Annotated in this window: 10 protein-coding genes; 3 read left to right on the top strand and 7 right to left on the bottom strand. The window is 69.1% G+C overall.

Annotated features, from left to right (window positions below; translation table 11 throughout):
• Positions 1-70: 70 nt before the first annotated feature.
• The 3 genes from ACWTPI_RS20595 to ACWTPI_RS20585 form a co-directional block, all read right to left on the bottom strand.
• Positions 71-2,356 carry an alkaline phosphatase family protein gene (locus tag ACWTPI_RS20595; RefSeq protein ID WP_454732563.1) on the bottom strand — a complete coding sequence of 762 codons (2,286 nt, stop codon included), beginning with the start codon at positions 2,354-2,356 and terminating at the stop codon, positions 71-73.
• A 446-nt stretch (positions 2,357-2,802) separates the two neighbouring features.
• Positions 2,803-3,339, bottom strand: a complete 537-nt coding sequence (locus tag ACWTPI_RS20590) for a methylated-DNA--[protein]-cysteine S-methyltransferase (RefSeq protein ID WP_454732562.1) — start codon at positions 3,337-3,339, stop codon at positions 2,803-2,805.
• A complete protein-coding gene (locus ACWTPI_RS20585) occupies positions 3,336-4,823 on the bottom strand; it encodes an AlkA N-terminal domain-containing protein (RefSeq protein WP_454732561.1) in 1,488 nt (495 codons plus the stop codon). Before ACWTPI_RS20585 ends, ACWTPI_RS20590 begins: the two co-directional genes overlap by 4 nt.
• Before the next feature lie 168 nt (positions 4,824-4,991).
• Between ACWTPI_RS20585 and ACWTPI_RS20580 the strand changes: the two genes are divergently transcribed.
• The 3 genes from ACWTPI_RS20580 (at position 4,992) to ACWTPI_RS20570 (ending at position 10,393) form a co-directional block, all read left to right on the top strand.
• The gene (locus ACWTPI_RS20580) at positions 4,992-7,844 is read left to right on the top strand and encodes a M16 family metallopeptidase (RefSeq protein ID WP_454732560.1); all 2,853 of its coding nucleotides are present in this window, start codon (positions 4,992-4,994) and stop codon (positions 7,842-7,844) included.
• 319 nt (positions 7,845-8,163) lie between these two features.
• On the top strand, positions 8,164-8,592 hold the full coding sequence (locus ACWTPI_RS20575; protein WP_052165853.1) for a hypothetical protein: 429 nt from the start codon (positions 8,164-8,166) through the stop codon (positions 8,590-8,592).
• Between the two features lie 490 nt (positions 8,593-9,082).
• The gene (locus ACWTPI_RS20570) at positions 9,083-10,393 is read left to right on the top strand and encodes an MFS family transporter (protein ID WP_020202449.1); all 1,311 of its coding nucleotides are present in this window, start codon (positions 9,083-9,085) and stop codon (positions 10,391-10,393) included.
• A 50-nt stretch (positions 10,394-10,443) separates the two neighbouring features.
• Here ACWTPI_RS20570 and ACWTPI_RS20565 read toward each other — a convergent pair whose 3' ends face one another.
• The 4 genes from ACWTPI_RS20565 to ACWTPI_RS20550 all read right to left on the bottom strand — a co-directional run bounded on the left by ACWTPI_RS20565 (position 10,444) and on the right by ACWTPI_RS20550 (position 13,563).
• Complete coding sequence (locus ACWTPI_RS20565) at positions 10,444-11,232, bottom strand: ImmA/IrrE family metallo-endopeptidase (RefSeq protein WP_454732559.1); 789 nt, start codon at positions 11,230-11,232, stop codon at positions 10,444-10,446.
• A gap of 129 nt (positions 11,233-11,361) precedes the next feature.
• Positions 11,362-12,519, bottom strand: a complete 1,158-nt coding sequence (locus ACWTPI_RS20560; protein ID WP_059412086.1) for an acyl-CoA dehydrogenase family protein — start codon at positions 12,517-12,519, stop codon at positions 11,362-11,364.
• 155 nt (positions 12,520-12,674) lie between these two features.
• Positions 12,675-13,091, bottom strand: a complete 417-nt coding sequence (locus ACWTPI_RS20555) for a lysozyme inhibitor LprI family protein (protein WP_029043480.1) — start codon at positions 13,089-13,091, stop codon at positions 12,675-12,677.
• Between the two features lie 151 nt (positions 13,092-13,242).
• On the bottom strand, positions 13,243-13,563 hold the full coding sequence (locus ACWTPI_RS20550) for an H-NS histone family protein (RefSeq protein WP_020202445.1): 321 nt from the start codon (positions 13,561-13,563) through the stop codon (positions 13,243-13,245).
• Positions 13,564-14,128 lie beyond the last annotated feature (565 nt).

The raw sequence follows: 14,128 nt of genomic DNA, 5'->3' as shown, positions 1-14,128 counted from the left end.
CCGGCCCCGGGGCCGCGATGATGCGGCACGGCCGCTGCTGCCGCCGTGCCGCGCCCGCGCGGGCCGCGCCTTACTTGATTGCCCAGACGTTGGTCTGGTTGCCGTCCGGACCCACCTGCGCCGCCGTGTTCACGTCGGAAGACTGCTTCGCGGTGTAGGTCGCCGGGATCTTGTACGCATGGTTCATCGGGCGGACCGAGTCGAAGTGCGTATCAGCGCTACCCGCGTACTCCGGCAGGTTCAGGATGTTCTGCGCAATGAACTTCTCGGTGTACTTCGAGCGGTTCATGTACGAGGTATCGACCTGCGGATCGGCGATCTGGAACATGTCCTGCAGCGTGCGGACGAACGAGAAGTGGCTGTAGGCGTCGCTGTCGACCACGTGCTTGGGCGCGCCCGGCTGGTTGGTCAGCACCGCGTAGACCGATTCGCCGTGGCCGCGATTGCCGAGCGTGTAGTTGGCGATCGTCGAATCCACCGAGAACGTGCCGTCGGCATTCTGCTTCAGCGGATTGGCCAGCGTGCCGTTGGACGGGTTCCAGCCGCAGCACGAATTGAAGCCGGAGGTGGCCGTGCCTTCGTCGAACATCAGCACGATGGCAACCTTCTTTTGCCGGTTTGCCCAGAGCGGCGAGGACTGGATCTTGGTCACGAGCTTCTGCACGAAGTTGTCGCCGCGCGTGATGATCGCGTTGCCGCCGCAATCGCTCGCGGTGACGGTGCCGTCCGCCGTCTTCACCGTGATGCTGTGCATGTCGTCGCACTGGTCGGGCATCAGGAAGTTCAGGTTGCCGACGTCGCCGCTTTGCAGGTCGGCGCCGAGCTGGTCGACCACGTAGTTGGACGGGACCGTGTAGTCGGAGCTGTTCTTCAGCGCCGCATCCCACTGGCCGCCGCCGAGCGTGCGGTTGCTGAACTTCCATTCCGGCGCGCTGCGCACGTTCTGGTAGGCCATGCCCGGATGGTGCTTGGTCTTGTACAGGCCGGCCGGCATCGGCAGGATGGCCGTGGAACTGCCGACCTGCGTGGCGTTGCCGTTGAGCGTGCCCGGCGGGTAGACGTTGTCGGGCGCGGTCACGGCCGCGTCGGCGACGCTGTCGGTACGGAAGTCCTGGCCCGGGTTCATCGACTCGCTATAGGTGCGCCACGTCATGCCGGAAGCCGTGATCGCGTTGAACAGGTTCGGGTGGCCGACGATGTTGTGGTTGACGTTCGGCGTCGAGGTGCAGGTGGCCGAGAACGGCGACTTGGCCAGGCCGGGCTGCGTGTTGTCCGGCATCGGCGTGTCCTGCGGTGCGTTCGCGCCGGTCGCGTTGCAGTTCCACTGATTGTCGTCGGTGATGCCCCAGTCGTCGGCGCCGCCGAGCGCCGTGTAGTTCGGCTCGCTCGGGTTGCCGGTGGCGAAATAGCTGGTGAACTGGTTGCCGGCGGTCAGGTACTCGTTGATGTGGGGCGCATACGGCGAATTCAGGATGGTCTGCGTGCCCTTGTTTTCCAGCATCACGATGAAGATGTTGTCGTAACGCGGAATGCCTTCGAGGTTGAAGGCGGCCTGTTGCGCCTGCAGGAACGTGATCGGCTCGCGGGTGTCGGTGGTCGTGGCGGTGGCGGCCGTTACGTTGCCCATGCCGGTCAGTTCCGGGTCGCCGCCGGAGACGGACAGCGCGTCCGGATAGAGATCGCCCCGGTCGAACTTCTTGGTCGCGTAGGTGAAGCGGTTGGCGAGCTGGTTGGCCTCGGTCAGCAGGGCCGACTGCGTCGCGCCGGATGCCGCGTTGAGGTCCGACAGCACCGCGTCGGCGCCGACGCCGACGCGCTGGGCCAGGTTTGCCTTCTCGACGGCGTAGGTCGTGCTGTTCGCTTCGACCAGGCGCTGCACTTCGCTCGACAGCGGGCTGATCACGACGCTGCTGCCGATCTGGTCATTCACCTGCGCCAGCGATGCGCGCAGCGCGACGCGGCTGCCCACGGCGGCCCCCGTTCCGGTGTTGATCGCCGACGCGCCAACGTCGGCGATCAGCGCGACCGGCGCGCTGACGCTCAGCTTGAAGGCGCCATGCGAATCGGTGGTGACCGGGTTTTCCGAGGTGTCGCACTTGCCGTTGCCGTTGGCATCGGCGCAGACCAGCGCGCCCTGATAGTAACCAGCCTTCAGCGTGGGCTGGGCCGCGCTGCCCGGAACGAAACCACTGGCGGCGACGACGCCGGCAATGGTCTGCTGGGTCTGGCTCGGGCCAGTGCCGGCGCCGGTGCCTGCGCTGGCATTGTCGTCTCCGCCGCCGCAGGCGGTCAGCACGCAGGCCGATGCGACTGCAGTCAGGATGAGAATACTGCGGGGTGATTGGAACGATGACATTCCTACTCCGGGATATGTGAGGACCTACCGTTTTTATTGAGAAGCTCGGGGGAACTGCAAGAAAATCGAGCTGTTGTGAGGCGCCGGTAGTATTGGTCGATCACATGACAGGTCGGTGTCGTGGAACCATTAAGCACTTCATGAAATGTTAAATCTTATTACACGCGCAATTACATGATATTTATGTTTATGGATGTATGGACATTTCACGCGATGAACGCCGCGCCGCGGCGGCTGGCGGGATGCGGCGCGGCGGGGACCGGCGCGCCCGGCGATGCGGATTTCTCCGCGTATTGAAGCATACGCGGCGGCCGAGGCCGATTGCATTTATTCAGCCGATGCCGGGCATCGCGGGAATTAAATCCGAATAAATGTCCTTTTTATTTCTTAATGACCTGACATTGTTCCGGCGAATAAATCGGCAAGGCGGGCCGGCGCCCTCCCGCTCATGCAAATGCCAACGCCGACTGACGCAGGATGGGCAGCGCGGTCGCCGCGGCGGTGCCCTCGAGCCGCAGCAGCGCCCGCTTGCGGTCGGTGCCGCCGGCATAGCCGGTGAGGCCGCCGCCGGCGCCCAGCACGCGGTGGCACGGCACGATCACCGAGAGCGGGTTGCGGCCCACCGCGCCGCCCACGGCGCGCGCGTGCGTGGGCGGCAGGCCCAGCTCGGCGGCGAGTCCGCCGTAGGAGACGGTCTCGCCGAACGGGATCGCGCACAGGGCCTGCCACACGGCATGCTGGAACGCGCTGCCGCCCAGCGCCAGCGGCACCGTGAAGGCCCGCAGGCGCTCGGCGAAATAGTCGTCGAGCTCGCCGGCGGCCTGCTCGAAGACGGCCCGCGCGGCGGCGGGCACGGCCGCGGCCGGCGTGGCCGCCGCGGGATAGTATTTCTGCCCCACGAAGAACAGCCCGCTCAGGCGGGCCTCGTCGGCACGCAGCAGCACGTCGCCGAGCGGGCTGGGGATGATGCGGTAGGCAATCATGGCGTGTCCTTTTTCTCTGCCTTTTCCTGGCCGGCCGGCGCCGGCTCCTTGCGTTCCTCATAGCGCCGCCACAGGTGGATGGCGGCGTAGGCCCGCCACGGGGCCCACTGCGCGGCGTGCTGCTTCATGGCGCGCACGGTGGCGATGCCGAGCACCTTGCGCAGCGCGTAGTCGGTGCCGGGAAACGCGTCCGGCCAGCCCAGCGCGCGCATCGCCACGTATTGCGCGGTCCAGTCGCCCACGCCTTCGATCGCGCACAGGCGCGCGATGGTTTCCTCGGGCGCGGCGCTCGGGTCAAGCTTCAGTTCGCCGGCCGCGACGCGGCTGGCGATGGCGCGGATGGCGCGGCCCTTGGCCAGCGGGATGCCGATCTCGCGCAGCGCTTCGGGCGTGACCTGCGCCAGCGCGGCGGCACTCGGGAAGCCATAGCGCAGGCCCGGCGCGGGCTGCGCCAGCGCGGGGCCGTGATGCGCGGCCAGGCGCGCCAGCAGCGTGCGCGCGTGCCTGACCGAGATCACCTGGCCCACCACCGCGCGCACGGCGATCTCGAAGCCGTCCACCGCGCCGGGCAGGCGCATGCCGGGCGCCTCGGCGGCAAGCGGGCCGAGGTGGCGGTCCACCACGTCGGGCCGGCAGCCCAGGTCGCACAGCCGGCGCACGCGCCCCAGCGCTTGCGGAATCACGTGCGCGAGCGTGCCGGACAGCGCCACGCGCACCACGTGGCGGCGCGGCACGTGCTCGAGCCGCAGCCAGCCCAGGTGCGTGGCGCCGCCGCTGTCGATGGCCAGCGTGCGCGCGTAGGTGCCGTCGCCGAGCTGCTCGATGCCGTCCACGGCGCGCACGCCGACAAACTGCAGCCACGCGGCCCAGGCCAGCGGCGGGCGGTATCCGAGCTCGAACACGAGCTCGTCGGCCACGTTGTCGGCGGCGCGCCTGCGCATGGCCAGCGGCGTGAGTCCGTAGCGCGTCTTGAGCACGTCGTTGAAGCGCCGCACGCTGCCGAAGCCGGCGGCATGCGCGACATCCGTCACCGTCAGCGCGGTGTCGGTCAGCAGGCGCTTGGCCAGCAGCAGCCGCTGGGTCTGCGCGTATTCCAGCACCGAGACGCCGAACTGCGCGTCGAACAGCCGGCGCAGGTGGCGCTCGGTGACGCCGATGCGCGCGGCCAGCGCGGCCACGCCGGCGTCCACCATGAAGCCTTCGTCGATCAGCGTGGCGGCGGCCTGGGCCAGCCGCCCGGACAGGTCCGACAGGCCGTGCCCCGGCGCCAGCTCCGGCCGGCAGCGCAGGCACGGGCGGAAGCCGCGCTTCTCGGCCGCCGCCGCAGTCTCGTAGAACGTGCAGTTCTCGCGCTTGGGCGTGCGCACCGCGCATACCGGCCGGCAATAGACCCCGGTGGACGACACGCCCACGAAGAAGCGCCCGTCGAAGCGGCGGTCGTGCGAGGCCACGGCCTTGTAGCAGGTGTCCGGATCGAGTTTCATAGCGTGCATGCTAACCCGCCGCGCGCGCGGCATTAGCCGGATTCGGACATTTGCCTTGGCCTGCTGCGGTGCGGCAAAACGCGGAAATTTCGGAAAACGCGGCGCCGTGCCGCCACGCCGCGCGGCAGCGGCTAGAATCGGCCTCCGGACTTCTCTTGCCGCCTTCGCATGCGCCACGCTCTCCAGCGCCTTACCTGCCTGCTCGCCCTCGCCTTCAGCACCGCCGCGCCCGCGGCGCCCGCCGTGCCGCCCGCCGTGCCGCCCACACCCGCCGCCACCGCGCCGGCGCAGGTGGCCAGCGCCGAGGGCATCACCGAATACCGCCTGCCCAACGGCCTGCGCGTGCTGCTGGCGCCCGACGCGGCGCAGCCCGTGACCACGGTCAACATGACCTACCTGGTCGGCAGCCGCCACGAGAACTACGGCGAGACCGGCATGGCGCACCTGCTCGAGCACCTGCTGTTCAAGGGCACGCCGTCGCTGCCCGGCAACGCCATCGCGCAGGAGCTCACGCGCCGCGGCATGCAGTTCAACGGCACCACCGGCTTCGACCGCACCAACTACTTCGAGAGCTTCTCCGCCAGCGAGGAGAACCTGGACTGGGCGCTGAAGATGGAGGCGGACCGCATGGTCAACAGCTTCATCGCGCGCGCCGCGCTCGACAGCGAGATGACGGTGGTGCGCAACGAGATGGAGCGCGCCGAGAACGAGCCCGGCCCCATGCTGGCGCAGCAGATGCGCGCGGCGGCCTACCGCTGGCACAACTACGGCAAGGTGCCGATCGGCGCGCGCAGCGACGTGGAGCACGTCGCCATCGGCAACCTGCAGGACTTCTACCGCCGCTACTACCAGCCCGACAACGCGGTGCTGGTGGTGGCCGGCAAGTTCGACGCGGCCGCCACGCTGGCGCGCATCGGCGCGTACTTCGGCCCGATTCCGAAGCCGGCGCGCACGCTGCCGGCGCAGTACACCGTGGAGCCGCCGCAGGAAGGCACGCGCGAGGTCACGCTGCGGCGCGCCGGCGACGCGCAGATGGTGGCCGTGCAGTACCACATCGCGCCGGGCGCGCACCCGGACGTGGTGGCCATGCAGCTGCTGGCGGACATCCTCTCCGACGGCGCCGGCGGGCGCCTGTACAAGGCGCTGGTCGAGACCGGCCGCGCCACCTGGCAGTCCGGCTCGGTGGCGGCCATGCGCGACCCCGGCTCGGTGCTGTTCGCCGCCGGCGTGAGCAAGACGCAGGACCTGGAAGCCGCGCGCGCGGCGCTGGTGGCGCAGGTGGAAGGCTTCGGCGCGCACCCGGTGACGCAGGTGGAGCTGGACCGCGCGCGCACCCGCCTGCTCAACGCCTACGAACGCCTGCTGGAGAATCCGGCCGGCTACGCGGTGGCGCTGTCCGAGGCCATCGCCAAGGGCGACTGGCGCCTGCTGCTGATCGCGCGCGACCAGGCCGCGCAGGTCACGCTGGCCGACCTGCAGCGCGTGGCGCAGAACTACCTGCGCCCGAGCAACCGCACGCTCGGCCGCTTCATCCCGCTCGACATGCCCGGCGAGACAGCCAACGCGGCGCTGGCGCCGGCGGCGATGCCCGCCGCGCCGGACGTCGCGGCGCTGGTGGCCGGCTTCCGGCCCCAGCCGACCAAGGCCGAGGTGGCCGCCTTCGACCCCAGCCCGGAGAACATCGAGGCGCACACGCTGCGCGGCGCGCTGGCCAACGGCATGCAGTTCGCGCTGCTGCCCAAGCCCAGCCGCGGGCAGACCGTGAGCGGGCGCATCGTGCTGCGCATGGGCGACCTCGACAGCCTGCGCGGGCTGGGCGCGGCCGGCGACCTCACCGCCGCCATGCTGATGCGCGGCACGACCAGCCTGGACCGGCAGCAGATCTCGGACCGCCTGGCCGCGCTCAAGGCCTCGGTCTCGGTGCAGGGCGACGAGGAAGCGGTCACGGTGCGCTTCGAGGCGCGGCGCGACACGCTGGCGCAGACGCTGGCGCTGATCCGCGACGTGCTGCGCGCGCCGAGCCTGCCCGCGGCCGAGTTCGAGACGCTGCGCGCCAACGCCATCGCCGGCATCGCCAGCGGGCTGGGACGGCCGGAGACGATCGCCGCCACCGCGCTCGGGCGGCACGGCAACCCCTACCCCGCCGGCGACCCGCGCTACGTGGCCACGCCGCAGGAAGACATGGACGCGCTCACGCGGCTGACGCTGGAGGACGTGCGCGCCTTCCACGCGCGCTTCTACGGCGCGGACAACGGGCAGGTCGCGCTGGTCGGCGACTTCGACCAGCCGGCGGCGCGCGCCCAGCTGGCCAGCCTGTTCGGCGACTGGCGCGCGCGGGCGCCCTATGTCCGCATCGCGCGCCCGTTCGTGGCGCTGCCGCCGGCCAGCCTGACCCGCGAGACCGCCGGCAAGGCCAATGCCATCTACATGGCGGCGCTGCCGGTGCCGCTGACCAGCGACGCGCCCGACTATCCGGCGCTGGTGATCGCCAACCGCGTCTTCGGCGGCAACCCGCTCAAGAGCCGCCTGGCCGACCGCCTGCGCCAGCAGGACGGCATCAGTTACAGTGTGGGCAGCTTCGTGCGGGTCGGCGCGCTCGACGGCAACGGGCGCTTCGGCATGCAGGCGGCCTATGCGCCGCAGAACCTGGACAAGCTCCGGCGCGGCGTGCAGGAGGAACTGGCGCGGCTGGCGGCGCGCGGCATCACGGCGGAGGAGCTGGGGCAGGCCAGGAGCGGCCTGCTGCAGCAAGGCGCGCTGGCGCGCACCAGCGACGCATCGCTGGCCGGCATGCTGGCCAGCCACTTGTTCCTGGGACGCACCATGCGCTATGTCACGAAGTTCGAGCAAGGTATCGCCACGGCGAGCGTCGAGCAGGTCAACGCGGCGATCCGCCAGTACCTGGACCCGGCCAGGGTGGTCCAGATATACGCCGGAGATTTCTCTGTCACGGCAGCGCAAAACGCCGGCGCCACCATGAAGACGGACAGCGCGGCGGAAACGGCAACGCCGTCCCCCTGAAACGACGAGACTGGAGGAAAATGGAGGCCGCCGCGGGCGCCGCAGGCCGCTCGCGGCGCGGCAACGCGGACGGCCCGGGGGCAACCCCTTGCTGCAACCGCGCGTTGACTGTATATTCGTACAGTATATAAGAGACGTTATCGGAACAAAGCCGAACGATCCTGGCCACGACGCACGCGGCCGCGGACGGCACGAACGGTTCGGCCGGCGCATTCAGCCGGCATAGTCAGCCGGTAGTTGCCGTGACCGCACTGCCGCGACCGCGCAATGACGCCAGGATTTTTTTGATAGTGTCTCCAAGTCGATATAAGAGGTGTGGATGTCAATAGTGCGAGCTAGCAGCAAAGCAGAAGCGCTTCGGCTTCTCGCATCGAAAGATGTGCTGGCCCTTGAGCTGGACTATGAGACCGGATGGCAGGATGCCGTCGAACTGGGCCGGCTCGGAGAGAAACGCGGCATTAAAGTGCAGTACCGGGGACAGGAAAGCATCGCCGTCCATTCACGCGAAGCCCTGATCGAGGGGCTGGCCAAGACCAAGACCACCTTCCGCCAACGCAACCTGTATTGCCAGTTCGACCTCGGCACGCTGGCCGACCACGAACTGCTCGATCTCGAGGCCAAGGCCACCCGGCTGGGCGACTACATCCTGGCGGGCCACCTGCTCCGGGACGTGGACGCCGTGTGGCCGCAGGAAGCGCAGGAGCCGCGCCAGGAACAGCGCACGGAACCGCCGCAGGAAGCGCAGTAGCGCGCGCGGCAGGACACGCAGCAAGGACACCGCAGGCACCGCGCTTCCGCGGCCTGCACGGCTGTCCGCGCCGCCAGGGCAGACCGCATTGGCGTGGCCGCGACGGTGCACGCCAGCACGCGCCATCTTCCGGGAAACACGCCCACGGGCAGCGCCCGCGCAACCGCGCCGCGCGCCGCCGAAGGCGGCGCGCCCCATCGACCCATCCCCAGCATGGATCCCCCTTTCCGCGCCAGAGCCGGCGCGGCATGCGTTCGTGCCTTGTGCCGGCGCCCGGCTCGCCACATCCGCCGCGCGCGAGAAAACCGGCCGTCCGGAATGTCACGCCGTGACAGGTCCATACGCGCCATGTCGCGCCGCCGCCATGCGGCGACAGGCGCGCAGGACGGCCGCGCCGGCGCAATCGCAGTACACTGGACGCCTGCATGCCGGCTTGGCCCCCGTGGCCTCCTTGGCGCGGGGCGGCATGACGAAATCAAAAAGGCAAATCATGACCGATCTCTCCGCCCCCGTTTTTACCGCTCCCCCAACCGCAGAAGAAAAACGCAAGCGCATCTACGCGATCGTCGCCGCATCGTCCGGCAACCTCGTCGAGTGGTTCGATTTCTACGTCTACGCGTTCTGCGCGATCTACTTCGCCGGCTCGTTCTTCCCCAAGTCCGACCCCACCGCGCAACTGCTCAACACCGCGGGCGTGTTCGCCGCGGGCTTCCTGATGCGCCCGATCGGCGGATGGCTGTTCGGCCGCATCGCCGACCGCCACGGCCGCAAGAACTCGCTGCTGCTGTCGGTGACGATGATGTGCGGCGGCTCGCTGCTGATCGCCTGCCTGCCCACCTATGCCAGCATCGGCGCCTGGGCGCCCGCGCTGCTGCTGGTGGCGCGGCTGCTGCAGGGCCTCTCGGTCGGCGGCGAGTACGGCACCACCGCGACCTACATGAGCGAGGTCGCGCTCAAGGGCCAGCGCGGCTTCTTTTCCTCGTTCCAGTACGTCACGCTGATCGGCGGGCAGTTGCTGGCGGTGCTGGTGGTGGTGGCGCTGCAGCAGTTCCTCGACGAGCCGGAACTCAAGGCCTGGGGCTGGCGCATCCCGTTCGTGGTCGGCGCCATCACCGCCGTGATCGCGCTGTTCCTGCGCCGCACGCTGCATGAGACCACCTCGGCCGCCACGCGCTCGAGCAAGGAAGCGGGCACGCTCACCGAGCTGTTCCGCAACCACAAGGCGGCCTTCTTCACGGTGCTCGGCTACACCGCCGGCGGCTCGCTGATCTTCTACACGTTCACCACCTACATGCAGAAGTACCTCGTCAACACGGCCGGCATGTCGATCAAGACCGCCAGCTACGTGATGACGGGCTGCCTGTTCCTCTACATGTGCATGCAGCCGCTGTTCGGCATGCTGTCGGACCGCATCGGCCGGCGCAACAACATGCTGCTGTTCGGCGCGCTCGGGGCGCTCGGCACGGTGCCGGTGATGACCGCGCTCAAGGCGGTGCACAGCCCGTTCGCCGCGTTCGTGCTGATCTCCGTGGCGCTGGCCATCGTCAGCCTCTACACCTCGATCAGCGGCATCGTGAAGGCGGAGATGTTCCCGACCGAGGTCCGCGCGCTCGGCGTGGGGCTGGCCTATGCGGTAGCCAACGCGGTGTTCGGCGGCTCGGCCGAGTACGTCGCGCTCGATCTCAAGTCGCTCGGCCACGAGTCGAGCTTCTACTGGTACGTGACGGCGATGATGGTGATCGTGTTCGCCGTCAGCTTCCGGCTGCCGCGCCAGGCGAAGTACCTGCATCACGAGCATTGAGCGGGAATTGAGCGGGCATCGATGATGCGCCGGGGACGTGGCCCCCGGCGCTAGCGCGGAAACGCCGCGGGCCGGCGCTGCCCCGCGCGCGCGGCGCCATGCCTGGGCCCGAAGGACAGGCCGATGCCGATGCCGTCTTCCCACGCCATGTGCGTGCCCGCCAGATCGGCGGCGGGCAGGCCGAACGCGGTCTCGCTGGCCCACGTGCCGAGCGGGCGGCCGTCGCACCCGAGCGTGAGCACGGCGCGCTGCGCGGTGTAGGACAGCCAGCGCCGCGCCACGTGCGGCAGCGGCAGGCCGAGGCGCCGCGCCAGCGCGGCCAGCGCGTCGAGGTCCACCGCGCCGGGCAGGTGGCGGCGGCACGCCTCCAGCGGCATCAGCAGCCGGGCCGCGAAGGCATAGGCCAGGCCGCCGGCCGATTCGTCGTCCGGCATCGCCATCAGCGCCTCGTCGGCGCATTCCACGAACTCCAGGCCGGGACCGCCAAGCAACTGGCGGCCGAGCAGGTACGCGATCATGAAGCGCGCGCGCGGCGCGGGCAGGCGGTCGCCGTGGAGGATGGTCCAGGCGCCGGTGCCGGTGCGGTAGAGCGCGCCGTCGAAGCTGCGCAGCGGTGCCGCCTGGACCGACGACACCGGATCGGCGCGGCCCAGCGCGCGGGCCGCGCCGAGCGCGAAGCGCGCGGCGTCGGGCGGCGCCTCGCCCTGCGGCATGGCGGCCGTCAACGCGGCGATGACCGGATAGCACGGGGCACGGTCGGGCCGCGCGCCACCGTCGTGGACGGCCGGCGGCAGTTCGCCGCCGGGCGCAGGAACACGGGAAGCGGCGAACGCCATCATGAGTGGTCTCCGTCGGGGCAGCAGGACTGCGCGCTCTGCGGACGCTGCGCGCGGGGGCGGCACGGGCCGCCGGGAAGAGCCGCGCGCGGCAGGGCGGGCCATGCCCGCGCCCGCCGCGCGCATGGCGGTTCAGTCGCGCAGCAGCTGCTTGGCGATGATCAGTTGCTGGATCTGCGTGGTGCCTTCGTACAGGCGCAGCAGGCGCACGTCGCGGTAGAAGCGCTCGGCCTTGTACTCGGCGATGTAGCCGGCGCCGCCGTGGATCTGCACCGCGCGGTCGGCCACGCGGCCCACCATCTCGGTACAGAACATTTTGGTGCACGAGGCCAGCATGCTGACCTCCGGGTCGCTCTTGCCGGGCGTCTTGGCGTCGTAGCGCTGGGCGCAGTCGCGCACCATCGACAGGCCCGCGTAGAGCTCGGCCTGGCTGTCGGCCAGCATCGCCTGGATCAGCTGGAAATCGCCGATCGGCTGGCCGAACTGCTTGCGCTCCCTGGCGTAGGCCACCGCGTCGGTGATCAGGCGGTGCGCCATGCCGCAGGCCAGCGCCGAGATATGCAGGCGGCCGCGGTCGAGCACCTTCATGGCGGTCTTGAAGCCCACGCCCGGCACGCCGCCGATGATGTTGGCGGCCGGCACGCGCACGTTCTCCAGCACCACGTCGCAGGTCTTGGTGCCGCGCTGGCCCATCTTCTTGTCCGGCTTGCCCAGCGAGATGCCCGGGGTGTCGGCCGGCACGATGAACGACGAGATGCCCGAGGCGCCGGCGCCGCCGGTGCGCGCCATCAGCGTGAAGGCGCCCGCGCGCGGCGCGTTGGTGATGAAGCGCTTGGTGCCGTTGATGACGTAGTGGTCGCCGTCGAGCTCGGCCCGGGTCTGCAGCGAGGCCGCGTCGGAGCCGGCGTTGGGCTCGGTCAGCGCGAACGAGATGATGAGCTCGCCGCTGGCGATCCTGGGCAGGTAGGCCTGCTTCTGCGCCTCGGTGCCGTCCATCAGGATGCCCTGCGAGCCGATGCCGACGTTGGTGCCGAACACCGAACGGAACGCGAAGGCGGTATGGCCGAGGTCATACACCACATCGCATTCCTGCGACATCGACAGGCCGATGCCGCCGTAGTTCTCGGGGATGGAGATGCCGAACAGGCCCATCTCCTTCATGTCGGCGACGATCTCGGCCGGCACGTCGTCGGTTTCCTCGAGCGTGTCTTCGGCCGGCTTCAGGCGTTCGTCGATGAAACGCTGCACCGACGCGCGCAGCAGCGAAAAGGATTCGGCATCCAGGCTCATGGGGGAAATCTCCGGTCAAGGCAAACAACGATGTGGCCAACATGGTACGCCGTCACCGTATTTTGACAATCCCACACATCTTGGACAGACTGGATAGCCAGACTTTACAATCCCGTGGATATGCTTCAGCAGGCATATCCACGAAACCCGGATGGCTAATGCGAGGCGGCCTCGGTCGCCAGGTCGCCCAGTTCCTGCGCGCGGTCCGCGGTCATCTGCATCACGCAGGACGCGGCGCTCAGCCCCGCCAGGGTGCCGCCGTCGGGATCGGCCCGGAAGCCGCAGTTGGCATCGCGGAATTTCAGCCAGGCGCGCTGGGCGTCCAGCAGCGCCGGCTTGCGCGCGGGGGCGATGGCCTGCTGCAGGCGCTTGTAGGCCGCGTTCAGCGCCGTGTCCTGGCGCGCGGTTTCTGCGGCGATGCAGCCGTGCATGCCGGCGGTGGTGGCGTCGGGCCCGTTCATGCAGGCCGTGTACCGCGCCGAGAACGAACGCTCCGAACGCTCCGGACGCTCGCCCGCCTGCGCGCCGAGCGACGCCGCCAGCAGCAACGCCGCGCTCAAGGTTTTTTTCATCGGGAGAACGGGAAGGCGAAGGGGGAGAAACGGAAGAATGGAAAAACGGAAAAACGAGAAAACGGCGCCGGCAACGCCCGCCGCGCGCGGCGAGGCGCGCCGCGGCCGGGTCGATGGCAAAGCCGGGCGGCGCGCGAGCGCCGCCGCGCAATCAGGCTTCGGCGATCAGGAAACGCGCGCGGTTCTTGCCCAGCCATGCCGGGGCGCGGCCGCGGCCGGTCCAGGTGGCGCCGGTCTTGGGATCGCGGTATTTCGGCGGCAGCGTGCTCTTGGGCTTGGCGGCCTTGCCATTGGCGCCGGATGCCGGACGGCCGCGACGGCGCTTGGGCGCGATGTCGTCGACCGTCAGCTCATATTCGGTCATCAGGCCCTGGATCTGGGCAATGACGCCAGCCACTTCGCTGGCGCGCATTTCCGCCAGCTTTGCTTCGAGCGCTTCCTTCTCCGCAATCAGTTGCTTGTATGTCGCCATTTGGATTCTCCTGGGGAGGGTTAATTGAATGATAGGGGGAAAATCGGATGCCGTAGCCTACCACGTTTGATTAATGAAAATATAGCCACGTAAGAACTTGATACAACCGTCCGAATTTCCTTGCCTATTGGCGCTGGCTGCCGCAGCGTGGATTGGTCCGATTGCGTCGATTGCGCGGATTGACAGGATTGGCGCGGATTCGCCACGGCCCAATGCACAGTCCGAAATGCCGGATTCACGTATTAGGCGAGGGGTTATTTCTCATTTCCATCATCGCCTTGATGGTTGCCGCGCCGCGGCATTCAGGCAATCGGCGCGCGCCCGAAAGGTAATCGAAAGCAAAAAAGCCGGTCAATTGCCCGCAACCGCCGCCGCTGGCGGCGTCCGGCGGCGCGCGCCGGCACCCGGCCGGGCCGTTTTGGGATATTGCACACAATTGGCAAAAATGACAGGAATTCCCCCCGAAACCGGCAAAGCCGGAGCTAAGCAGTATCCACTTTCCGGCCGCGGACTATCGCGATCCGCGCGCCCGGCTCCCGAATACGGATGGCGAAATTGGCGCGGA

It is taken from the genome of Cupriavidus ulmosensis, from assembly GCF_977008105.1.
The sequence above is the reverse complement of the archived record's forward strand: the minus strand, read 5'-3'. Positions and strand labels throughout refer to the sequence as shown.

Bases quoted from the DNA above. Each gene is read 5' to 3' on its own strand.
- ACWTPI_RS20595 (WP_454732563.1), bottom strand. From the start codon at position 2,356: ATGTCATCGTTCCAATCACCCCGCAGTATTCTCATCCTGACTGCAGTC.
- ACWTPI_RS20590 (WP_454732562.1), bottom strand. From the start codon at position 3,339: ATGATTGCCTACCGCATCATCCCCAGCCCGCTCGGCGACGTGCTGCTG.
- ACWTPI_RS20585 (WP_454732561.1), bottom strand. From the start codon at position 4,823: ATGAAACTCGATCCGGACACCTGCTACAAGGCCGTGGCCTCGCACGAC.
- ACWTPI_RS20580 (WP_454732560.1), top strand. From the start codon at position 4,992: ATGCGCCACGCTCTCCAGCGCCTTACCTGCCTGCTCGCCCTCGCCTTC.
- ACWTPI_RS20575 (WP_052165853.1), top strand. From the start codon at position 8,164: ATGTCAATAGTGCGAGCTAGCAGCAAAGCAGAAGCGCTTCGGCTTCTC.
- ACWTPI_RS20570 (WP_020202449.1), top strand. From the start codon at position 9,083: ATGACCGATCTCTCCGCCCCCGTTTTTACCGCTCCCCCAACCGCAGAA.
- ACWTPI_RS20565 (WP_454732559.1), bottom strand. From the start codon at position 11,232: ATGATGGCGTTCGCCGCTTCCCGTGTTCCTGCGCCCGGCGGCGAACTG.
- ACWTPI_RS20560 (WP_059412086.1), bottom strand. From the start codon at position 12,519: ATGAGCCTGGATGCCGAATCCTTTTCGCTGCTGCGCGCGTCGGTGCAG.
- ACWTPI_RS20555 (WP_029043480.1), bottom strand. From the start codon at position 13,091: ATGAAAAAAACCTTGAGCGCGGCGTTGCTGCTGGCGGCGTCGCTCGGC.
- ACWTPI_RS20550 (WP_020202445.1), bottom strand. From the start codon at position 13,563: ATGGCGACATACAAGCAACTGATTGCGGAGAAGGAAGCGCTCGAAGCA.